Raw genomic sequence first — 22,224 nt, 5'->3', positions numbered from 1 at the left:
TTCGCGACCTCGAATTCCCGCCGGATCACAGCCGGCATCAGCCGATTTCACCAAGCGCGTTCAGCCGCGCCGCGCTTCAGGAGGTCACGATGGCCAAGCCGATTACTCAATGGATCAAGATGGTGAGTACCGCCGATACCGGGTACTTCTACGTCAAGAAGAAGAATCCGCGGAACATCACCGAGAAGATGACCATGCGCAAGTACGACCCGAAGGCGCGTAGGCATGTCGAGTTCAAAGAATCCAAGATGAAATAGTCCGCGAACAGCGGTCTTATTCAAATCAAGATGGCCGCCTGTAAAGGCGGCCATTTGTATTTTGCCGGCATCGAGGCAGAACGACAGAACCTCGAACCGACTTCGCAGGTCGGATTACTTTGGTGTATAAAGGATCAATCGCCCACAGCGGCCCGAGCGGCGCGCTTGGCGTCCGGTGTGGCCGGGCCGTTGACGCCGAAGACCAGGTTGCGGCCGTTCTGCTTAGCCGCATAGAGCGCTTGGTCCGCCCGCTTCAAGAGAGCATCTGGCGTCTCCAGCGGGTCGAACGTCGAGGCGACACCGGCTGAGATCGTCACGGTCACGTTGGACCCGGCAGCACCGGCGGGAATCGTCTGGTGGCTGAGGCGCTCGCGAATACGGTCGGCGACCTTGAGGGCGATCTCGACGTCGGTGGCGGGCATGACCAGGACGAATTCCTCGCCCCCGTAGCGCGCGAGCAGATCCGTTTCACGCACGCTCTCCGACACATGGTCGGTCACGGCCTTCAGCACCTCGTCGCCGATCGCGTGGCCGTAGGTGTCGTTCACCAGTTTGAAGTGGTCGATGTCGAACAGCATGATCGACACGGGCTTGCCGGTCTCAGCGATCTCCATCAGCTTCCGATCGAGATGCGCGCTCATGTAGCGGCGGTTGTAGATCCCCGTCAGCCCATCGGTGAAGGCCATGCTGACACTGCGATCGAGCACCGACCGCAGCCGGTCGTGATACCGTCGGCGTCGAATCTGAGTGCGAACCCGCGCTTCCAACTCGTTGCGATCGACCGGCTTGACCACGTAGTCGGTCACACCGAGGTCGAGGCCCTTGGCAAGACGCTGGAGGTCCATGTCCTCGAGCACCATCAGGATCGGAACGTAGCGCGTCGCCTCGCGGCTGCGGAACTGACTGCAAAGCCTGAGGCCGTCTTCGCCGGCGATCTCGATCGCCGTGATGATGAGATCGAACCGGTCGGTCTGGCAGATTTCGAGAGCGGCGTCCTTGGAGGTGCAAACCAGCACGTCGTAGCCAGCCTCTTCGAGATAGCTCCTCATGCGATCGCCGCCGCGGACGTTGGCGTCGATTACCAGGATCGACCCGGCGGCGCCCTCGCCGCTCTCGCCGACCTGCTCAAGAAGTTCGGCCTCGCCCGACATTGCCTGACGCGTCCTCAACTCGTCGGTCAGCATCTTGAGTCGCACCAGCGAGCGAACGCGCGCGAAAAGCGCGACTTCATTCACCGGCTTGGAGAGAAAGTCGTCGGCACCTGCCTCGAGACCGCGCACCCGGTCCCCGACGTCGGTCAGGGCCGTGACCATGACGACCGGGATGTGACGGGTCGCACTATCCGCCTTCAAGCAGCGACAGACCTCGAGCCCGTCCATGCCGGGCATCATCACGTCGAGTAGAATCAGATCGGGTGCTTCGCTGGCAGCGAGCGCCAGCGCGGTCGGGCCGTCGCTTGCCGTCAGGACGTCGAAGTACTCCGCCGTCAAACGTGCCTCGAGCAGTTTGACGTTCGTGGGGATGTCGTCGACGACCAGAATCCGCGCACTCATGGGATAGTGCCGTCCGGCTGCAAGCGCCGCTAGCGCCAGCCGCCCGCTAGTTAGTTAAGGAAACGCTCGACCGTCTGCAGGAAACTCGTCACAGAGATCGGCTTTGCGATGTAGGCCTCGCAGCCGCCCTCCCGAATCTTTTCCTCATCGCCCTTCATTGCAAAAGCGGTCACGGCAACAACCGGGATCGATTTGAGGATGTCGTCCTCTTTGATCCATTTGGTCACTTCCAGGCCGGAGACTTCCGGCAGCTGAATATCCATCAGGATCAGATCGGGTTGATGCTTGCGCGCCAGACGCAAGGCCTCCATGCCGTCTTTTGTCTGTAAGATATTGTAACCATGCGCTTCTAACAAATCGTGGAAGAGCTTCATGTTCAGATCGTTGTCTTCAACGACCAGAACGGTCTTGGCATCAGGATTTCCGGTCGTCTCAACTTCGGTCTGCATCGCCCCCCCGGGTATCGTCGCCGTAATCGCTGCCATGCTCTCTGCCTCAATCAGTGGACGAGTGTACGCTGGGCGGTCACTTCACACCAGTGTCCACCAGGAATTCGCATGCAACATTTCGCATGAAAGTCGTTAACAAGAAGTAAGATCCCGTCCCAGATCGGGGGCGAGGTATAAGAATGGGACAGAAATGCGCATCGGTTTGGACCTTGGCGGTACGAAGATTTCCGGTGTCGTTCTAGACAATTCGGGCAGAGAGGTTCTGCGCCGTCGCCGCCCCACGCCGCGGGGAGACTACCGAGCGACGCTTGCAACCATTCGGAACATGGTTAACGAATTGGAAGCGGTCGCCGGCGAGCCCTGCAGCGTCGGCATCGGGTGTCCAGGTGCAGTTTCGCCGCAAAGCGGGCTGATCAGGAACGCCAACTCGACTCACCTGATCGGCAAAGCCTTCGACAAGGACCTCGCCGACGTCCTGAAACGCCCCATTCGGCTCGAGAACGATGCGAACTGTCTCGCACTCTCCGAGACGGTGGACGGCGCGGCCAAAGGCGCCCAGTCGGTTTTCGCGGCAATTCTGGGAACCGGGGTCGGCGGCGGGATCGTCATTGACGGTCAGCTCCGGCGGGGACGCAATGCAATCGCCGGTGAGTGGGGCCACAACCCCCTACCCTGGCCAGACCAGAGCGAGTTGCCCGGGCGTCCCTGTTATTGTGGCCGAACCGGCTGCATCGAAACCTGGTTGTCCGGTCCAGGCTTGGCAGCCGACTATGGGGAGGCGACGACGAGCGAGCAGTTGGTCGCGCGCGCGGAGCACGGAGAGGCGGCCGCGCAGGCCACGGTGGCGCGCTATCGCCACCGGCTGGCCCGTGCACTCGCAACTGTCGTCAACTTGCTGGACCCGGATGTCCTCGTACTCGGCGGCGGGCTGTCACGGGTCCCCGCCCTCTACGAAGGCCTGTCCGAGATCATGGCGGACTATGTGTTCTCGGATGTCTTCGAAACGCCCATTCGGCCGGCTCTACACGGCGATGACAGTGGTGTGCGCGGTGCGGCCTGGCTGTGGCCGCCGGGCTTCGTCCAGATGAACGATGCAGTCGATGAACGCTCCAGCGGAAGGTAAAACCTGGCATCTGCTCTGCCGCGACTGCTTCGCCTGGTCCCAGGCCACCAGTCGCAGCGAGACTGCGCGATGCCGGGCTTGCGGGTCCCACAGGCTCGTCGCCCATCCGGAGCTACACGAGCTGGGACTCGCGCATATCGACTGTGACGCCTTCTACGCGTCCATCGAGAAGCGCGATGCGCCAGAGCTGCGCGACAAACCAGTGCTGATCGGCGGCGGGCGGCGCGGCGTCGTGGCGGCGGCCTGCTACGTTGCTCGGCTCTACGGAGTGCGCTCGGCCATGCCGATGTTCAAGGCACTGAGCGCCTGTCCCGATGCCGTGGTCATCCGTCCGAACATGGCGAAGTATCGCCAGGAAGGGCAGAAGATCCGGCAGATGATGCTGGAGTTGACGCCCCTGGTGGAACCCCTCTCCATCGACGAAGCCTTCCTGGATCTGACCGGTACCGCGACGCTGCATCAGGCGCCACCGGCCGAAACCCTGGCGAGACTGGCGCGCCGGATCGAGCAAAGCTTGAACCTGACGGTGTCGATCGGCCTCGCGCCCAACAAGCTGCTGGCCAAGATCGCCAGCGACCTGGACAAGCCGCGCGGCTTCGCGGTTTTGGGCGCCGGCGAGGCGCAGGACTTTCTCGCAGACAAACCCGTCGGCCTGCTGTGGGGCGTCGGTCCGAGCCTGAAACGCGCGCTGGAGCGTCACGGCATTACCAAGATCGCGCATCTGCGGATCTACGAAGAAGCAGAATTGGTCGGCCTGTTCGGTTCCATGGGCCGTCGTCTCTACCGCTTCTCACGCGCTCAAGACGACCGGCCGGTCGAGCCCAATGCGCCGACGAAGTCGATCTCGGCCGAAACCACCTTCGAGACCGACAGGGACCGGCTCGATCATCTGGCGGCTAGTCTCTGGCCTCTCTGCGAACGGGTGGCTGCCCGTCTCAAGCGGGCCGAAGTCGCGGCGCAAGGCGTCACACTCAAGCTGAAGACCGCGGATTTCCGATCTCTGACCAGAAGCCGCAGGCTCGCCGAACCAACCCAAATGGCCGAGCGGCTCTACCGGGAAGCTCATGCCTTGCTCGAACAGGAAATCGACGGCCGGCGCTTCCGGCTGATCGGCATCGGTGCCGACGGTTTGGTCGACGGCGACCAGGCCGACCCGCCGAGCCTATTGGAACCGGAGAGCCAGCGTCACGCCAAGGTCGAGCAGGCCATGGAGTCGGTCCGGGCTAAGCTGGGCGATCAAGCCATCGTCAAGGGCCGCAGTCTGCCCAAACGAAGCTAGAACGAGATCGCCCCGAAGGGAGTCGACACCGCTTCCATCCTCAGCGATCGCCCTCTCATCATAGAGTTTAGAGGGCGATTCACGTCTCAGGCGGAAGCCAAACGCTTCCGCCTGAGACGATCGCGCTCTAACACTCGGGCATCAACACTCGGGCATCTCCAAGGCTTCCAGGTCCGTCAGGCGAGCCCGCAACGCGAAGTCGCCGTAGTTGAAGTGAAAGTTGTCGGCCAGACCGTTCGGAAAAACACGAAGGCCGACTTCGGTCTCGGGCAGTTCAGCTTCGCCGAACGGCGGGAAATAGGCCAACATCAACCGCCAGGATGGCAGGTCCGCAATCAGGTCCGACGCCAGCGTCGCGGGACGATCGTTGGGAATTTCGCCGCCGACGACAGCCGAAACGGCGGAAAGACCGTCGGCCTCGGACGACGCATCGAAAACCAGACGATAGAGCGACGGCTTTCCGGCAAGCGCTGCGTCGATCATGCGGAAGGTATGGTCGGTGGGAAAAAGCGTGCCCGGCGGCAAGGTGACTTCTCTCGCCACCGGTTCCTCGAAACGGGCTACGCCCGGTCCGCCGGGACTCGTCAACTCGGCATCGCCGCGCACCGTCTCGTAGACTTCGCCGCCCTGATAACGCTGGATAACGAAACGGAACGACAGGCTGTCCTTCGCCTCCCACGTCGTCAGCGCCCAGCCGAAGTCGAGCTCGCCCCCCTGAGACTGACCGAGGATGACACGGGTTCGCTGTTTCACCGCCCAGCCGTCGCAGACATCGGACCACTCGAAATCCAACCGGCCGCCCGCCGAGACGACGCTGCCGTCGCCCTTTCCAGGAATCAGCAAGAGTTCATAACTCGCCCGGTGAGGTTGAAACCCCTCGACGGCCGGAGACCCGGCCTTCCCGGCCGGCGAAACACCACCGGCGGCCAGCAGAACCGTCAGGAAGATGGTCCAATTGCGCATCATGTGCGACAGAATAGGCTACCGACCCGGCGCCGCAATAGCAGCGTGCGCAGGTTTCTGTGGCCCTTTCGACCTCTCGGGATTCTCAAACATGGTTAACAAGCTTCGCGTCCTCGCGACCCGTGCGCTTCCGGCCGCCGTCACGGACCGGTTGACCCAAGACTATGAAGCGCATCTCAACCCGGACGATCGCCTCATGAGCGCGCAGGAGATCGTCTCCGCCGCCGAAGGCTGCTTTGCGATCATCTGTACGGGGTCGGATCGCTTCGATGCCGCGCTGATCGAGCGTCTGCCCGCAAGCGTCAAGCTGGTCGCCACCTTCTCGGTCGGCTACGAGCACATCGACGTGGCGGCGGCTCGGTCGCGTGCGATTCAGGTCAGCAATACGCCCGATGTCCTGACCGACGCGACCGCGGAGATCGCCCTGCTCTGCCTGCTGGGCGCCGCGCGCCGCGCCTGGGAAGCCCAGACGCTCTTGCGCGAAGACCGCTGGGTCGGCTGGACGACCACGCAGCTCTGCGGCACGCAGGTCAGCGGAAAACGCCTCGGTATCCTGGGGATGGGGCGGATCGGACGCGCCGTGGCGGCACGGGCCCGCGGCTTTGGCATGACGATTCACTACGCCAATCGCAGACGCCTCGCTCAAGATCAGGAGCAGGGCGCGGTCTACCATGCCCAGCCCGAGGACATGCTGCCGCACTGCGACTTCCTCTCGCTCAACGCCCCCTCGACCCCTGAGACCCATCACTTCCTGAACGCCGAGCGGATCGCCTTGCTGCCGAAGGGCGCCATCGTCGTCAACACCGCACGCGGCAGTCTGGTGGACGACGCCGCGCTGATCGAGGCGCTGACTTCGGGAAAGGTCGCGGCCGCTGGCCTGGATGTCTTCGAGGGCGAACCGAAGATCGATGCCCGCTACAGAACCCTGCCGAACACCTTTCTTTTGCCGCACGTCGGCAGCGCCACGGTCGAAACCAGAAACGCGATGGGTTTTGCCTGTCTCAACAACCTCGATGCCGTTGCCGCCGGCAGATCGGGTCCCAGCATCCTGACAGCTTGAAACAGGCGCCTCTTACCCTCGAACTTCATGAGGATCCGGCTCAAGGAATAGAGTGAGGCTGCGGTATTGCGTCTTCTAACGCCCCTCGATCCAGCGATCGAGGAAACCTTCGAGCCAAAGGCCCAAGGGTTCGTGATAGCGCTCGGCATCGGAAGTCTGCCGCGCGCGCGAGTGAGCGCCAGGCTGCGCGAGACACTGCGCCGCTTCCTCCATCCAGCTCTGCATCATCTCAAGGGTCACCTCCGGATGAAACTGCAGACCGTAGGTCGAGGCATTCAACCTGAAGGCTTGGTTCTCGAAGACCCGTCCCATCGCGAGCAGCTCCGCCCCGTCCGGCAGATCGAAGCCTTCGGAGTGCCAATGGTAGCCGTGGATCGGCTCTGGAAACACATCCCGGCCGCGCAGCGTTGGCAGAAGCTCGGCGTAGCCGACCTCGTGGAGCCCATCGCGATGCACCCCAACCCTGGCGCCCTGACTTCGCGCAAGCATCTGCGCACCCAGGCAGAGTCCGAGATAGGGGCGGCCGGCCCCCACCCAGTCGTCGATCCAGCGTAATTCAGCCGCCAGGTAGTCGATGCGCTCGGCCTCGCTGGCCATCTGCGGACCGCCGTAGACGACACAGAGAGCGTGCCCTTCGTCCGGATCAGGTAAAGGGTCGCCTTTGGCGACGAATCGCTGATCCAACCGGTAACCGCGCCGCTGCAAGGACTGCGCGACGCGGTCGTCCCGCTCATGTTGGCCGTGACGGACGAGCAGAGCCGAGGGTGTCATGCTCCGAGGATAAGCGGGAACCGCTGCGGGGCAAAAGGGCAAGCTGCCGACACGTGGCGGGCGGAGACGCCCCGGATGGAAATTCGGAGGCAGAGGCGACACGAGATTGCCTTTCGCACGAATCCGCCTCAGGCTCTGTCGTCGTCAACCGATCAACGGCGTCCCGATGTCACCTGCCGCGTCTTCGTTTGTGAACGCCCGGTCGCCAGCGCCGGTCGGCAGCGGCAATGAAGCAGACCCCGCCTCGCCGCAACGCTTCGCCTTCGTGCTGATCCCGGACTTCTCGATCCTGGCCTTCACATCGGCACTCGAACCTTTGCGTGCCGCCAACCGTCTATCGGGTCAAAACGCCTACAGCTGGACGCTGCTGAGCAGCGACGGCGCGCCGGTTCACTCATCCGGCGAAGTCGGCGTCATGGTCGATGGCGCGCTGGAAGATGCCCAGCGCTTCGACACCATCATCGTCTGTGCCGGCCTCGGTGCCGAGACAGTCAGGAATCATCGGCTGGAAGGCTGGCTACGGCGCCAAGCCCGGCAAGGGTGCCGGATCGGCTCTGTTTCCACCGGTACCTACGTGCTGGCACGGGCCGGGCTGCTACAGGACGTTCGCTGCACGATTCATTGGGAAAGCCTGCCCGCCTTCGAAGAGGCCTTTCCCGAGCTTGAAGCCACGACAGAACTCTTCGAGATCGACGGCTCTCGCATGACCTGCTCGGGCGGAACGGCCGCGCTGGACATGATGCTCTCCGTCATAGGGCTGGATCTGGGACGCGAGCTGGCCACTGCTGTCGCCGAGCAGTTTATCCACGAACGGATCCGAAGCCGGGACGACAAGCAACGCATGGCTCTGCGGGCACGCTTGGCGGTCAGCCATCCAAAGCTACTGGCCGTGATCGCGATCATGGAAGAGCATATCGAAGACCCCCTGCCGCGTTCCGAACTGGCTCAGATGGCCAGTCTCTCGACACGTCAGCTCGAACGCCTGTTCCGCCGCTATCTCGGGAAAACCCCGACCCGCCACTATCTGGAACTTCGCCTCGACAGGGCACGGTTGCTGCTCGCCCAGACCTCTATGTCGGTCTTGGAGGTCGCCACGGCCTGCGGTTTCGTCTCCGCCTCCCACTTCTCGAAGTGCTACCGGGAATCCTATCACCGCAGTCCGCGCGACGACCGCGCCGCAAGCAGTCCCAAGACGCCGCCTGCGGCAATCGCCTAAAATTCCGCCCGAGTTTGAATTACCCACGTATGCACAAATCCTTAGGTTGATTTATTTTCAACTTTTACTCGTAGGCGCGGGGCAATCTATTAGGTAGGCTTATGGAAGAAATCGAAAGGCGAATTGAAAGCCGGTCGACTGGACGGACGGAGAAGATACACTAGCTTCAAGCTTAGGAAGCTCTTAAACCGCCGCAGAACAACCCACAGCCCCCATCGACGCGGACGAACGGCGCGGGGCAGACTCTCAAGCCACTTCACTTTGGCGTTACTAGAGGGGACCGAACGCCGTGACTGCAAAACTCGCTGAAAACGAAATGAGTCAGATCACCGCCCAAGCACTCAACCTCGACGAGCAGGTGGCCCATTTGCTCCGTCGCGCGCACCAACGCGCCTCATCTCTTTTCCTGAGCGTTTTGGGAGAGCACCAGCTCACGCCGACCCAGTTCTTCGCCATGGCACGTCTGCATGAACGCGGGCAGTTGTCGCAGAACCGTCTGGGTCGACTCGCAGCCATGGATCCCGCGACGATCCAGGGCGTTATCAGGCGCTTGGAGGAACGTGGCTACATCCAACGTACGCCGGACGCCAACGACCGGCGGCGTATGGTGCTAAGGCTCACTTCCTCAGGCAGTTCGCTCGTCGACCAGCTTCTGGATCACGCCGACGGTGTCAGCGAGGCGATCCTGGAGCCGCTCGAGACCAGCGAACGCGATCTGTTCGTGGACCTGCTGAAGCGTTTGACCTGACGCCGCCGTTCGAGCCCGGGCAGCGCGAGGTCGCGAAAAAGCGACTGGTCGTCGTGCCGGGTACAGAGTCGTCGGCGATCTAGACTGCAGGCTAGACGCTCGTGCTGGATCTGGTTGGTCCAAGCCGAGCGTGGAGGGTCTGCGTGGCTCATCAGGTTGGAACGGACGTCCGGTCCCCGGAGGAAATGTCGACGGTATCGACGTTGCAAGATGCCGTCGTCGCCTTAGTCGACGGCTTCACGATCGAGACAACCCCAGGATCCGCCGCCAAGATCGATGACTACCGCACCTACCTAAGGTCCGGCGCGACAGTCGCCGTAACCTTCCTGCCCGGTAGTAACTTCGAAGAGACGATCGCCACGGCCACGCGCCTGCGTCGCGAAGGCTTCGAGCCAGCCCCGCACATCGCCGGGCGATCAGTGCCAGGCCGCGCGACCCTGGACGACTGGCTCTCACGTCTGGCAGGCGAAGCCGGCGCAAACCGTGCCGTCGTTCTGGCCGGTGCCGTGGCGGAGCCGCTCGGCCCTTTCGCATCCTCGATGGACGTTTTGGAGAGCGGCCTGCTCGACAAACACGGCTTTACCCGGATTGCCGTCGCTGGGCATCCCGAGGGCAATCCGGACATCGCAGACGAGATCGTCGCCAAGGCGCTGGCCTGGAAGAACGACTTCGCCGAGCGCAGCGACGCCGCCTTCGAGGTCGTCACCCAATTCGCCTTTGATGCGGCTCCGATCATTGCCTGGGACAAGGCGATTCGCGCTGCCGGAAACGATATGCCGGTGCGTATCGGCCTACCGGGCCTGGCAACCCTGAAGACCCTGATCGGGCATGCGCGCGCCTGTGGGATCGGGCCGTCGATGCAGTATCTGCTAAAGCAGGCGCGCAATATCACCAAGTTGATGACCGTCAACGCACCGGATCGGCTCGTCGTCGACCTCGCCCGCTATCGCATGAGCGAGCCGGAGACCTGCATCCGGGGCGTTCATCTCTATCCGCTTGGCGGCCTGCGCCGCTCGGCCGCCTGGAGCTACGCGGTCGCGGACAACGACTTCACGCTCAACCGGGATCACAGCGGCTTTACGGTCGACCGCGCGATCGACTAGAGCAGGATCGCCTTAGGTGGAAGCGTTTGGCTTCCACCTAAGGCGTGAATCCTACTCTCATCATGAGGTTAAGAGCAGGATCGTCTCAGGCGACGGCGATCACGCGACGCGGCCTTCCATGTGCTCCGGTGCCGGCGGCAAGCCACGCTCCTTGCGCGGTGTGCGGCCGAAAAAGTCGCGATAGCACTTGGAGAAGTGGGACGCCGAGACGAAACCGCAGGCGAGCGCGACATCGATGACACTCATCTCCGTCTGCAGCAGCAGCAAACGCGCGCGATTGAGCCGAAGTTCGAGATAGTAGCGCGCCGGCGAGCGGCCCAGGTACTTGCGAAACAGTCGTTCCAGTTGCCGGGTCGAAAGACTGGCCGCACGTGCCAGATCGTTACGGGACAGCGGCTCTTCCAGGTTTTCTTCCATGGTCGCAATGATCGAGAGCAGCTTGGGATGTCGCACCCCGAGGCGGGCCCGCAGGCTCATGCGCTGGTGGTCGCGTTGATCGCGGATGCGCTCGTGCATGAACTGGTCGGCCGCCTGGGTCGCCAGCTCCTGCCCGTGTTGCAGCGCGATGGTATTCAGCATCATGTCGGCAGCGGCCGTGCCCCCGGCACAGGTGAAGCGGTTGCGATCGATCTCGAAGAGTTCGTCGGTCACGTCCAGTTCCGGAAAGGCCTCGACGAAACCGGCCAAGTTCTCCCAATGGATGGTGCATTGATAGCCGTCGATCAGCCCCGCCTTGGCGAGCACGACCGTGGCGGTGCAGATGGCGCCAATGTCCGCACCCTGACGATCCATCCGGCGGAGCCATGCGAAGAGCCGCTTGTCCTCCACCCGACCCGGATCGAGCCCGGCGACCAGGGCCACCACCTGCAGACTTGAGGCGGCCTCGAGATCGCCCGCGACCTGAAACTCCATCCCGTTCGAAGCCTGAACAGGCTGTCCATCGATGGAAAAGCAGGGCCAGCGATAGAGCGGCTTGCCGGCCACTCTGTTGGCAAGGCGCAAGGGCTCGATCGCCGAAGCCAACGCAATCATGGAAAAGCGTGGCAGGAGAATGAAGCCGATGCTCTGCGGGAGCTCTCGCGGCGTGCTACCCAGCATGTTCGACCGTCGTAACTGAGCCTTGGTTGATTCTTGTTTAAGCAGCCACACTCTCTGAGAGTGCGTACCGCCGCCTCCCCTTCTACGTGTCAATGTGACACAAAGCGATCAATGTCGCGAAGAGAAAAGATGCGGACGGCGCTGCGCGAGAGGTCTGCGCTCAGGCAACACATCAAGGAGTGACAGGCCGCAGTTTCGCTAGGCTTGCGCTCGAAAGTCGAAGGGAAGGGGCCGGCAGATCATGCGCACCCGCTACAGCGCCTTTTCGCTCGCGCGCAACGCTCTGAAGCATCATGAGGACTGGCCGAAGGCTTGGCGTTCGCCCGACCCGAAACCGGCATACGACGCGGTGATCGTCGGTGGCGGCGGTCATGGCCTCGCCACGGCCTACTACTTGGCCAAGGAACACAAGCTGACCAAGGTCGCGGTGCTGGAGCGCGGCTGGCTGGGCGGCGGCAACACCGGCCGCAACACCACCATCGTCCGCTCCAATTATCTTTGGGACGAATCCGCGGCCCTCTACGAACACGCCATGAAGCTCTGGGAGGGGTTGAGCCAGGACCTCAACTATAACGTCATGTTCTCGCAGCGCGGCGTGCTGAACCTGGCGCACAACCAGCACGACCTGCGCGAGGTGTCTCGCCGGGTCAACGCCAACCGTCTGAACGGTATCGACTCGGAAGCGCTGGATGCCGAGGGCGTGAAGGCCTACTGCCCGCCGATAGATCTGCGCGGCGGCGGCCGCTATCCGGTTCTCGGCGCCAGCCTGCAGCGACGCGGCGGAACCGCCCGGCACGACGCCGTCGCCTGGGGCTACGCCCGTGCCGCAGACGCCCTCGGCGTCGATATCATTCAGGAATGTCCGGTCGAGGGCTTCCGTATCTCCAATGGCCGCGTACAGGGTGTTCAGACCGGCAAGGGTTACATCGAAGCCAAGAAGATCGGGCTCGTTCCCGCCGGTCATGCCAGCGTGCTGACCGAACGCGCCGGCTTCCGTCTGCCGGTGACCTCCCTCCCCCTGCAAGCTCTGGTGAGCGAACCGGTCAAGCCGGTGCTGGACTGCGTGGTCATGTCCGGGGCCGTGCATGCCTACATCAGCCAGTCCGACAAGGGCGAGCTGGTGATCGGGGCCGGCGTCGACAAATACATCGGCTACGGTCAGCGGGGCAGCCTACCGGTCACCGAGGAAACCCTGGGCGCCATCTGCGAACTCTTTCCGATCTTCCGGCGCATGCGGATGCTGCGGAACTGGGGCGGTATCGTCGACACCTGCCCCGACGCCAGTCCGATCATCTCCAAGACACCGGTCGAAGGCCTGTACCTCAACTGCGGCTGGGGGACCGGTGGCTTTAAGGCCACCCCCGGCTCCGGCCACGTTTTCGCCCACACCATTGCCACCGACAGGCCGCACGCAATCAACGCGCCCTTCAGCCTGGACCGCTTCCACAGCGGCTACCTGATCGACGAGCACGGCGCGGCGGCGGTGGCGCACTGATGCAGACCGCCAACAGAAGGGTCGGCCCATGCTGCTGATCGACTGTCCCTACTGCGGCCCACGTGCCGAGGTCGAGTTCTCCTACGGCAACGAAGCGCATATCGCGCGCCCGCTGCAGCCGGAGGCGCTGAACGACGAAGACTGGGCCGACTACCTCTTCATGAAGACCAACCGGAAGGGCGTCCTGCTGGAACGCTGGGTCCACAGCCACGGGTGCCGTCGCTGGTTCAACGTGGCCCGCGATACGCTGACCTACGAGATTCTGGCGGTCTACCCGATGGGCGCCAAACCGCCGAAACTGCCTGAGCGCAGCTATCTTTAAACTCTGTTCCTGGAAGGGCCCCGGCCGATGGCTCAGAGGTTCCGCCTGTCCGAAGGCGGTCTGATCGACCGCAGCAAGACCCTGCCCTTTACCTTCGAAGGTCGAAGCTACGAGGGGCATCCGGGCGACAGCCTCGCTTCCGCGCTGCTGGCCAACGGCGTTCACTTCGTCGCCCGGTCCTTCAAGTACCATCGCCCGCGCGGGATCTTCGCGGCCGGCGCCGAGGAACCGAACGCGCTGGTGCAACTCGGCGAGGATCCGCGCACGGAACCGAACCTGCGCGCCACGCAGATCGACCTCTACCGGGACCTGGTCGCGACTCCGCAGCACTGTTGGCCGTCGCTCGATTTCGACGTCGGCGGCGTCAACGATCGGCTCGCCCGTTTCTTCCCAGCCGGCTTCTACTACAAGACCTTCATGTGGCCGGCTTCCATGTGGATGAAGTACGAAGCCGTAATCCGCCAAGCAGCCGGTCTCGGCAAGGCACCGAGCGGCCCGGATCCGGACAGCTACGACAAGACCTTCGCCCATACGGATCTGCTGGTGGTCGGCGGCGGCCCAGCCGGTCTGACGGCGGCTCTGGCCGCCGCACGGGCGGGCGCGCGGGTGGTCCTGGCCGAACAGGAGCCGCTACTGGGCGGGTGGCTGCTGGGCGCTGCCGGCATCGAGATCGATGGGCTGCCGGCGTTGGACTGGATCGCGGCGGCCGAGGCCGAACTGCGCAGCTGTCCGGAAGTGACGCTGCTCACGCGTACCCAGTGCTTCGGTGTTTACGACCATAACTTCTTCGCCCTGAACCAGAGGGTGACGGACCACGAGCCACCCGACGAGCGCGACCCGCGCCTGCCGCGTCAGCGTCTCTGGAAGCTGCGGGCGAAACAGGTCGTCTTCGCCACGGGAGCGATCGAGCGGCCGCTGGTGTTTCGCGACAACGACAGGCCCGGCATCATGCTGGCAGGCGCGGCCCAGACCTACCTGCGCCGCTATGCGGTCAAGCCCGGCGAGAAGGCCGTCGTTTTCACCAACAACGACGGCGGCTACGGCGCCGCTCTGGCTCTGCACAAGGCTGGAACCAAGATCGCCGGCGTGATCGACCTGCGCGAGACGCCAGAGGGCCACCTGACGGCCCAGGCTCAGGCAGCCGGCCTCGACATCTTCGCGGGTCATGCGGTGATCGCGACCGAGGGCGGTAAAAGAGTCTCCGGCTGTCGCATCGCGCCGTTGGACGAGAGCGGCAAGCGGGTGTTCGGCGGCGGAACGCCTCTGGACTGCGATCTGCTGGTCTCATCGGGCGGCTGGTCGCCGACCGTGCATCTCTTCGCGCAAGCCAAGGGCCAGTTGGTCTGGGATGAGGCTCAGGCCTGCTTCGTCCCCGGCGAGGCAGGGCGCGCCGATCAGCGTATCGTCGGAGCCGCCAACGGGACTTTCGATCTGCGCACCGCCTTGGCGCAGGGGCAGACCGCGGGTCTGGAGGCCGCGAGAGACGCGGGCTTCAAGGTAAAGGGGCGCAAGAAGCCCAAGGCGGCCGCAGCGACAGGGGACGAAACCTTCGACTTTCTGCCGGCCCGCTTCCTCTACCTCGTGCCCTCCGATCGACCGCTCGTTCAGGGCGGCAAGCACTTCGTCGATCTGCAGAACGACGTGGCGGCCAGTGACCTCCATCTCGCTTTGCGGGAAGGCTACGGCTCCATCGAGCACGTCAAGCGCTACACCACCACCGGCATGGGTACCGACCAGGGCAAGACCGGAAACCTGAACGCCATCGGTATCGTTGCCGAACAGTTGGGAAGGCCCTTGCCCGAGGTGGGCGTCACGACCTTCCGTCTGCCCTACACACCCGTGACCTTCGGGATCTTCGCGGGCCGGGACGTAGACGACCTGCTGGACCCTGTCCGCACGACGCCGATGCAGGCCTGGCACAAGGCGAACGGTGCCGTGTTCGAGGACGTGGGTCAGTGGAAGCGGCCCTGGTATTTTCCCAACCCCGGAGAGGACATGCAGGCGGCCGTGCAGCGCGAGTGCAAAGCCGTACGAAGCTCCCTCGGTCTGCTGGACGCCTCCACGCTCGGTAAGATCGACATTCAGGGCCCGGATGCCGCAACGCTTCTGAACCGCGTCTACAGCAATGCCTGGAGCAAGCTGGCGGTCGGCCGGTGCCGCTACGGCCTGATGCTGTCGGAAGACGGCATGGTGATGGACGACGGCGTGACCGCGCGCCTGGGCGAAGGCCACTATCTGATGTCCACCACGACCGGCAACGCCGCCGCCGTGCTGGCCCATCTGGAGGAGTGGCTGCAGACCGAATGGCCGGAGCTGAAAGTCTACCTCACCAGCGTGACCGAACAGTGGGCGACGCTTCAGCTTGCCGGACCGAACGCGCGCAAGCTGCTGAGCCGCTTCACGGACCTGGATCTTTCGCCGGACTCCTTCGGCTTCATGGAGGTCAAGGCGGCCGAGGTGATGGGCGTTCCCGCGCGGATCTTCCGCATCTCCTTCACCGGCGAACTCTCCTACGAGATCAACGTCCCGGCGTCCTACGGCCAAGCAGTTTGGGAAGCCTTCATGCGCGAGGGCGAGACCTTCGGCATCACGCCCTTCGGTACCGAGACGATGCACGTCCTGCGGGCCGAGAAAGGCTTCATCATCGTCGGTCAGGAGACCGACGGATCTGTGACGCCGCTCGACCTCGGGCTCGAAGGTCTCTGCTCCAAGACGAAGGACTTCATTGGCAAGCGCTCCTTGGCCCGACCCGACATGCTGCGCTCAGACCGCAAGCAGCTTGTCGGTTTGGAAACGGACGACCCTTCGCAGGTTCTGCCCGAAGGCGCGCAGCTGACGGAGACCGTTCCCGAAACGCCGCGACCCAGTGCCCCGGTGCCGATGGTCGGGCATGTCACCTCCAGCTACAGGAGTCCCACTCTCGGGCGCTCTCTCGCACTGGCCTTGGTCAAGGGCGGTCGAGACCGCCTCGGACAACGGCTCTACGCGCCCCTGGCCGACGGGCGCACGCTCGCCTGCAAGGTCGTGTCGCCCGTGTTCTACGATCCCGAGGGGGAGAAGATGCGTGCCTGAGGACTATCTGCGCCAGAGCGCCCTAGCCTCTCTAGGGCTCGCAGCCAAAGCGGTCGCGCGGCGGACCTCCGAACAGGGCGTCGCCTTGCGAGAGCTTCCGCCTCCGGCGCTGGTGAATTTGCGGCTCGCCCCCGACGAGACAGCCTTGGTGGAAGCCTTGAAGGTTGCGCTCGATCTCGAACTGCCGGCACTAGGCCGGAGCAGTCAAGGCAACGGCCTTGTCGCCTACCGTCTGGGCCCCGACGAGTGGTGGATCAGGACCGCCGGCTCAGCCGACGATCTGGCGGTAAGGACGCGGCGAGCCCTCACCGGCGGCCACGCTGCGGTAACCGAAATCGGCGAGGGCTGGACGCAAATCGAGGTCTCGGGCCCCCAGTCTCGCGCCTTGCTCGCGAAGGCCTGTCCTCTGGACTTCCATCCGCGCGCCTTCACGGCCGGCGAGGTCAAACAGTCGCTGCTTTCCAAGGCCGACGCGGTCTACCGCCTGATTTCGGACGAAGATGGCGGCAACGGCGACAGAGACACTGGCGACAGCGGCGCCGGCGCGTGTTTCGAAATCACGGTGCGCCGCAGCTTCGCCGACTACACCTGGCGCTGGCTGACCGATGCCGCTGGGGAGTATGGGCTGGCGGTCCTGATCTAACGGTAGCTTGAGCTAGAGATAGACGGCGCCGAGATCGATGCTGGTTTTCGAACCGAGCTTGTCGAAGGTCGTCTCAAGCCAGGTGTCAGCCGTCTGGCGACCGATGTCACGCAGTTCGAGCAGGAAGGGAAGCGACGGCGTCAGCTTCGAATGGACGCTAAGGTCGCGCATGGCTTCCTCCGCCTCGATCGCGTGGATCAGCATCCGCTTCATCGACCTCTTGGTGACCTGATCCTTATCGATCATGTCGGTGACGAAGGCGATGGCCCGCATCTCGCGCATCAGCGAGGAGTTGAAGGAAATCTCGTTGACGCGGTTCATGATGTCGAAAGCGTCGGTCGGCAGCTCCGGCCGGTAGAGCGGGTTGATGTGGAGGATCACCACATCCCGGCTCTCGCAGTTGTAGATCAGCGGAAAGATCGCCGGGTTACCCATGTAACCGCCGTCCCAATAGGCCTCTCCCTCGATCTCGACGGCCTGGAACAGAAAGGGAAGACAGGCCGAGGCCATCACCGCCTCGGCGCTCAGCTCCTCCGATCCGAAAACCCGGATCTTTCCGCTGCGGACGTTGGTCGCGCTGATGAAGAGCTTGAGCGGGCAGTCCTTCTGCAGACCGTCGAAGTCCACGCACTCGCGTAGCATGTCGAGCAACGGATTGATGTTGAAGGGATTGAACTGATAGGGCGAGACAAGGCGAGTCATCACCTCGAACGCGAAGTGACCGAACGAGGGAGCGCCCCAGTCGCCGAACAGCAGCTGATAGGGATTCGGTTGGGTGGGCGCGAAACGCGCACTATCGCTGACCCGGCGCCAAAGGTCGGACAAAGCCTGTTTGGCACCGGCACGGCCGCCGACGCGCAGGCCATGCGCCAAGGCGACGGCGTTCATGGCACCGGCAGACGTCGCGGTCAGCCCCTCGAACGCGAGCCGCTCCTCGTCCAACAGACGGTCGAGCACACCCCAGGCGAAGGCGCCGTGCGCGCCGCCGCCTTGCAGCGCGAGGTTCACCGTCTTGGTCTTCGCGGCGGATGCGGCCATGCGGAGGGCTCCTCGCCTTAGGCTCCCGTCCGCCCTCCGGGGCCGGCGGGTCAGATGTTGTTGCGGTAGTTGGGCGCCTCGCGAGTCACCGTCACGTCGTGCACGTGGCTCTCGCGCAAACCGGCGTTGGTGATGCGCAACATGCGGCAGTTGCGCTGCATCTCGGCCAGTCCGGGACTGCCGGTATAGCCCATGGCCGCGCGCAGACCGCCGACAAGCTGATGGATCACGGCGCCGATCGGTCCCTTGTAGGGAACCTGTCCTTCGACGCCCTCCGGGACCAGCTTGAGCGTGTCAGCCACCTCCTGCTGGAAGTAGCGGTCGGCGGAACCACGCGCCATGGCGCCGAGCGAGCCCATGCCGCGATAGGCTTTGTAACTGCGGCCCTGATAGAGGAAGACCTCACCCGGGCTCTCGTCGGTTCCGGCGAAGAGAGAGCCGATCATCACGCAGTCGGCACCGGCGGCGATGGCCTTCGCCAGATCGCCCGAGTACTTGATGCCGCCATCGGAGATCACCGGGGTGCCCGCCTTGCGCGCCACCTCGACCGTGTCGAACAGGGCTGTCAGCTGGGGCACGCCGACACCGGCGACCACCCGGGTGGTGCAGATCGAGCCGGGCCCAATCCCCACCTTGATCGCATCGGCACCAGCATCGATCAGGGCCTGCGCCGCATCGGCCGTCGCGATATTACCCGCCACCACCTGCGCGGTGTTCGACAGCCGCTTGACCTGTCCGACGGTGTCGAGCACACCGCGAGAGTGACCGTGCGCCGTATCGACTACGATCACGTCCACCCCGGCCGCCAGCAGCGCCTCGGCCCGGGCCACACCTTCCTTGCCGACGCCGGTCGCAGCGGCACAACGCAGCCTGCCCTGCTCGTCCTTGCAGGCCTGCGGGTGCATCTGAGCCTTCTCGATATCCTTGACGGTGATCAGTCCGACGCAGCGATAGGCCTCGTCCACCACCAGCAGCTTCTCGATTCGCCACTTGTGCAGCAGGCGTTTGGCCTCGTCCCGGCTGACGCCCTCGCGAACCGTCACCAGGTTCTCCTTGGTCATCAGCTCCGACACGGGTTCGGACGGATTGTCGGCGAAGCGCACGTCGCGGTTGGTCAGGATGCCCGCCAACTTCTTGGTCTCGCGCTCGACGACCGGAATACCGGAGATTCCATGGGTTTCCATGACGGCAAGCGCGTTGCGCAGCGGTTCGTCGGGGAAGATGGTCACCGGATTGACCACCATGCCGCTCTCGAATTTCTTCACGCGGCGGACCTCGTCCGCCTGGGCCGGCGCCAGCATGTTCTTATGAATGACACCCATGCCACCGGCCTGGGCCATGGCAATGGCCAAGCGTCCCTCGGTGACGGTATCCATAGCCGAGGAAATCAACGGGATGTTGAGTTCGATCGAACGCGTAAGGCGCGTCGCGGTGTTGGTCTGGGCAGGAAGAACGGCGGATTCCGCAGGCTGAAGCAAAATGTCGTCGAAGGTCAGGCCCTCGCGGATTTCCATAACCAACCCCGCTGAATGAAAGAGATTGGCGGCGCACTATACACATCGCGCCAGCCCTGCCAAGCCGCCGCCAGACCCAGCGGCCGCATAGCCCCTCTGCAAAGCGTGGGCCGAAGATGCAAAGCCCGCGCCTTCCGCTGGAGGTGGTGCAGAGCGACGCGCGATCAAGCCCGCAGCCGACCCCTTCTCAGTTGGTTTCCGTCCCCTCGTCGTCGGCTAAGCCGCGAAAGCCCTGGGCAACGACATAGAGCTCCGAGGATTCGGCACGGCTGGCCGGCGGTTTCACATGGCGAACAGTTTCGAAGTTGCGCTTCAGGGTCTCGAGCAGGTCCCGCTCGCTTCCGCCCTGGAAAACCTTTGCAACGAAGGCGCCGCCAGGTGCGAGGACCTCCACGGCGAAGGCCAAGGCGGTCTCCGCCAGCGCGACGACCCGGATGTGATCGGTCTTGGCGTGCCCCGTACTCGGTGCCGCCATATCGGACAGTACGAGGTCGGCAGGGCCGTCCAGGGCCGCCGAGATCTTCTCCGGAGCGTCGTCGTCGAGGAAATCGAGCTGTAGGAAGGTCGCGCCCGCCATGGGCGACATCTCCAGGTAATCCACCGCGACCACACGGGTCTGCGGTCCCAGCTGCTGTAGCGCCACCTGCGTCCAGCCGCCCGGCGCCGCCCCCAAATCGACGATGCGGCGAGCCCCCTTCAACAGACCCACCTTCTCGTCGAGCTGCAGGAGCTTGAAAGCCGCACGGCTGCGGTAGCCCCGCGCCCTGGCCTCGGCCACGTAAGGATCGTTCAGCTGGCGCTCCAACCAGCGCGTCGAGGAAGGTCTGCGCCCCCGCGCGGACCGCACCCGTTCGCGCAGTTGGCGCGCACCGCCCAAGCTGCCGCCAGCGCCGCCACGGGCGCTCTTGCCGCCTCTGCTGCTGCCCTTGCCTCCGCCCTTACCGCTCTTGCCCTGCCCTCCGGCCATCCTAGGCGCCGACACCGGCCTGCGCGGGCCAGACTCCGTCTTCACGCATCATCAGATACAACAGTCCTTCGCGCAGTCCGCGGTCGGCTACTGTCAGGCCATCGGTCGGGCAAAGTCGCCAGAACGCCTCCAGAATGGCACAGCCGGCCACGACAAGATCCGCCCGGTCCCGGCCGATACAGGGGTGGGCGACCCGCTCCGCGTAACTCATGGCACGCACGCGCTCGCTCAGACGCTCAACCAAGTCCAGAGGCAAGAAGGCACCGTCAACCCTGGAGCGATCGTAGCGCGGCAAATCGAGGTGCAGGCCGGTCAGGGTCGTTACGGTACCGGACGTCCCGATCATCTGCAGATCGCCAAGCCGCGCCTGCTCCGCCAGACCGTGCCGCGTTACGAAGGGTGCCAGACCGGCCTGAATTTCAGTCACCATCGCCTCGTAAGTGGGGCGGTCGACTTCATGCCCGCCAAAACCCTCGGCCAGATCGACAACGCCGAGAGGCAGAGAGTGCCACGCGCGCAGACGCGGCGAGGATAAAGCGCCGTCGTCCGCATCCGCCGGATCGTTGCTGAGCCAGACGATCTCGGTGGATCCTCCGCCGATGTCGATGATGGCGGCTTGGCGTCGCCGGCTGTCGATCAGGGGCGCACAGCCGTAACGGGCCAGGCTGGCTTCCTCTTCCGCATCGATGGCGTCCAGCTCCAGACCGCACCGCTCTCGCGCGGCCTCTAGGAGTTCATGACCGTTCTCGGCCCTGCGGCAGGCTTCCGTGGTGACGGCCCTCAGCCGGGTGACGCCGCGCTGCGTGAGCTTCGCCGCGCAGACATCCAAGGCACTGAGGGTGCGCTGCATTGCGGCAGGCGAGATCCGCCCCGTCGCGGCCAAACCTTCGCCGAGGCGTACGATCCGCGAGAAGGCGTCGATAACCTTGAAGCCCTGCGGGGCCGGTCGGGCGATGAGCAGGCGACAGTTGTTGGTCCCGAGGTCGAGTGCTCCGTAGGCAGCCGGACCCGACATCCGCCTTGCCGAGGCTGCCGCGCTCCAAGACGGCGGAGTTGCCGTCCTTGTAACTGGCGCGGACCTGCCCAAGCCCTGCTGCGCAACCTGGCGCGTTTCACCGCCCATCTTATCCATCGATCTTCTCGAAACCCAAGCCGAAGCCTAAACGCCCACCAAGCGGGCGCAAGTCGGCACATACATATTTAAGCGATCCTCACCATATCCGCCCGGCTATGGATACAACAAGAGCGGGTCGTGTGCCGCATGATCCGCCGCACCCAACCCCGCCTCGCCAGGGTGCGGGGCTTGAAATGCCGGTGCCGGATGGTCTAGATACGCCGCTCTACGCAGCCGGACGGCTCTCGGCGACGCAGGCTTGCTCCTGCGGCCCCGACCGGTTGGGGGATAGTTTAATGGTAGAACGACGGACTCTGACTCCGTTGGTCCTGGTTCGAGTCCAGGTCCCCCAGCCAATCTCAGCCGATGCCCGGAAAGCCCGCGCCCACCATCGGTCGAGCATTCAATCGAGGCGTTCGAGTGGGCCGAAGCGTTCGAG

Annotated in this window: 20 protein-coding genes and 1 tRNA gene; 12 read left to right on the top strand and 9 right to left on the bottom strand. The window is 64.2% G+C overall.

From position 1 onward, the window contains the following. Positions 1-89 precede the first annotated feature (89 nt). Positions 90-257, top strand: a complete 168-nt coding sequence (gene rpmG, locus ACO054_RS03375) for a 50S ribosomal protein L33 (protein WP_421709036.1) — start codon at positions 90-92, stop codon at positions 255-257. A gap of 134 nt (positions 258-391) precedes the next feature. Here rpmG and ACO054_RS03370 read toward each other — a convergent pair whose 3' ends face one another. Continuing rightward, positions 392-1,810 carry a PleD family two-component system response regulator gene (locus tag ACO054_RS03370; RefSeq protein ID WP_421709035.1) on the bottom strand — a complete coding sequence of 473 codons (1,419 nt, stop codon included), beginning with the start codon at positions 1,808-1,810 and terminating at the stop codon, positions 392-394. Between the two features lie 50 nt (positions 1,811-1,860). Further along, positions 1,861-2,259, bottom strand: coding sequence for a response regulator (locus ACO054_RS03365; RefSeq protein WP_421710325.1), 399 nt, complete (start codon positions 2,257-2,259; stop codon positions 1,861-1,863). Between the two features lie 190 nt (positions 2,260-2,449). Between ACO054_RS03365 and ACO054_RS03360 the strand changes: the two genes are divergently transcribed. Beyond that, positions 2,450-3,382: an ROK family protein gene (locus ACO054_RS03360; protein WP_421709034.1), complete on the top strand. Its 933-nt coding sequence runs from the start codon at positions 2,450-2,452 to the stop codon at positions 3,380-3,382. Continuing rightward, on the top strand, positions 3,360-4,661 hold the full coding sequence (locus tag ACO054_RS03355; protein ID WP_421709033.1) for a DNA polymerase IV: 1,302 nt from the start codon (positions 3,360-3,362) through the stop codon (positions 4,659-4,661). The genes ACO054_RS03360 and ACO054_RS03355 overlap by 23 nt, the downstream gene beginning before the upstream one ends. 141 nt (positions 4,662-4,802) lie before the next feature. Here the strand turns inward: ACO054_RS03355 and ACO054_RS03350 are convergent, their stop codons facing one another. Continuing rightward, positions 4,803-5,627, bottom strand: coding sequence for an EipB family protein (locus tag ACO054_RS03350; RefSeq protein ID WP_421709032.1), 825 nt, complete (start codon positions 5,625-5,627; stop codon positions 4,803-4,805). Between the two features lie 88 nt (positions 5,628-5,715). On the opposite strand from ACO054_RS03350, the gene ACO054_RS03345 reads away from it, so the two are divergent. Next, a complete protein-coding gene (locus tag ACO054_RS03345) occupies positions 5,716-6,684 on the top strand; it encodes a 2-hydroxyacid dehydrogenase (RefSeq protein WP_421709031.1) in 969 nt (322 codons plus the stop codon). Between the two features lie 75 nt (positions 6,685-6,759). Here the strand turns inward: ACO054_RS03345 and ACO054_RS03340 are convergent, their stop codons facing one another. Next, on the bottom strand, positions 6,760-7,455 hold the full coding sequence (locus ACO054_RS03340; RefSeq protein WP_421709030.1) for a glutamine amidotransferase-related protein: 696 nt from the start codon (positions 7,453-7,455) through the stop codon (positions 6,760-6,762). 190 nt (positions 7,456-7,645) lie between these two features. Between ACO054_RS03340 and ACO054_RS03335 the strand changes: the two genes are divergently transcribed. From ACO054_RS03335 to ACO054_RS03325, 3 genes are all read left to right on the top strand, one after another. Next, positions 7,646-8,671 carry a GlxA family transcriptional regulator gene (locus tag ACO054_RS03335; protein WP_421709029.1) on the top strand — a complete coding sequence of 342 codons (1,026 nt, stop codon included), beginning with the start codon at positions 7,646-7,648 and terminating at the stop codon, positions 8,669-8,671. Positions 8,672-8,960: 289 nt separating this feature from the next. Further along, positions 8,961-9,419 carry a MarR family winged helix-turn-helix transcriptional regulator gene (locus ACO054_RS03330; protein WP_421709028.1) on the top strand — a complete coding sequence of 153 codons (459 nt, stop codon included), beginning with the start codon at positions 8,961-8,963 and terminating at the stop codon, positions 9,417-9,419. 185 nt (positions 9,420-9,604) lie between these two features. Then, positions 9,605-10,522 carry a metFprotein gene (locus ACO054_RS03325; RefSeq protein ID WP_421709027.1) on the top strand — a complete coding sequence of 306 codons (918 nt, stop codon included), beginning with the start codon at positions 9,605-9,607 and terminating at the stop codon, positions 10,520-10,522. A gap of 99 nt (positions 10,523-10,621) precedes the next feature. On the opposite strand, the gene ACO054_RS03320 is transcribed toward ACO054_RS03325, so the two are convergent. Further along, positions 10,622-11,620, bottom strand: coding sequence for a GlxA family transcriptional regulator (locus ACO054_RS03320; protein WP_421709026.1), 999 nt, complete (start codon positions 11,618-11,620; stop codon positions 10,622-10,624). A 241-nt stretch (positions 11,621-11,861) separates the two neighbouring features. On the opposite strand from ACO054_RS03320, the gene ACO054_RS03315 reads away from it, so the two are divergent. From ACO054_RS03315 to ACO054_RS03300, 4 genes are read left to right on the top strand one after another with little or no spacing between them, the layout of a single operon-like run. Continuing rightward, positions 11,862-13,115, top strand: a complete 1,254-nt coding sequence (locus ACO054_RS03315; protein WP_421709025.1) for a sarcosine oxidase subunit beta family protein — start codon at positions 11,862-11,864, stop codon at positions 13,113-13,115. 28 nt (positions 13,116-13,143) lie between these two features. After that, complete coding sequence (locus tag ACO054_RS03310) at positions 13,144-13,437, top strand: sarcosine oxidase subunit delta (RefSeq protein ID WP_421709024.1); 294 nt, start codon at positions 13,144-13,146, stop codon at positions 13,435-13,437. Between the two features lie 27 nt (positions 13,438-13,464). Continuing rightward, entirely contained in the window at positions 13,465-16,509 is a 3,045-nt protein-coding gene (locus ACO054_RS03305; RefSeq protein ID WP_421709023.1) for a sarcosine oxidase subunit alpha family protein, read from the top strand. Further along, positions 16,502-17,152 carry a sarcosine oxidase subunit gamma gene (locus tag ACO054_RS03300; RefSeq protein ID WP_421709022.1) on the top strand — a complete coding sequence of 217 codons (651 nt, stop codon included), beginning with the start codon at positions 16,502-16,504 and terminating at the stop codon, positions 17,150-17,152. Before ACO054_RS03305 ends, ACO054_RS03300 begins: the two co-directional genes overlap by 8 nt. A gap of 12 nt (positions 17,153-17,164) precedes the next feature. Here the strand turns inward: ACO054_RS03300 and ACO054_RS03295 are convergent, their stop codons facing one another. The 4 genes from ACO054_RS03295 to ACO054_RS03280 all read right to left on the bottom strand — a co-directional run bounded on the left by ACO054_RS03295 (position 17,165) and on the right by ACO054_RS03280 (position 21,686). Further along, positions 17,165-18,190: a patatin-like phospholipase family protein gene (locus tag ACO054_RS03295; RefSeq protein ID WP_421709021.1), complete on the bottom strand. Its 1,026-nt coding sequence runs from the start codon at positions 18,188-18,190 to the stop codon at positions 17,165-17,167. Between the two features lie 50 nt (positions 18,191-18,240). Next, complete coding sequence (gene guaB / locus ACO054_RS03290; protein ID WP_421709020.1) at positions 18,241-19,704, bottom strand: IMP dehydrogenase; 1,464 nt, start codon at positions 19,702-19,704, stop codon at positions 18,241-18,243. Positions 19,705-19,891: 187 nt separating this feature from the next. Beyond that, complete coding sequence (locus ACO054_RS03285) at positions 19,892-20,671, bottom strand: RlmE family RNA methyltransferase (protein WP_421709019.1); 780 nt, start codon at positions 20,669-20,671, stop codon at positions 19,892-19,894. Between the two features lies 1 nt (position 20,672). Next, positions 20,673-21,686, bottom strand: a complete 1,014-nt coding sequence (locus ACO054_RS03280; RefSeq protein WP_421709018.1) for a Ppx/GppA phosphatase family protein — start codon at positions 21,684-21,686, stop codon at positions 20,673-20,675. Between the two features lie 381 nt (positions 21,687-22,067). On the opposite strand from ACO054_RS03280, the gene ACO054_RS03275 reads away from it, so the two are divergent. Continuing rightward, positions 22,068-22,141 (top strand) — tRNA-Gln (locus tag ACO054_RS03275). The last annotated feature ends 83 nt before the right edge of the window (positions 22,142-22,224 follow it).

It is taken from the genome of Algihabitans sp. (genome assembly GCF_965226985.1).
In the GTDB taxonomy this organism is placed as follows: Bacteria; Pseudomonadota; Alphaproteobacteria; order Kiloniellales; family DSM-21159; genus Algihabitans.
This window is presented reverse-complemented; position numbering and strand designations above follow the sequence as displayed.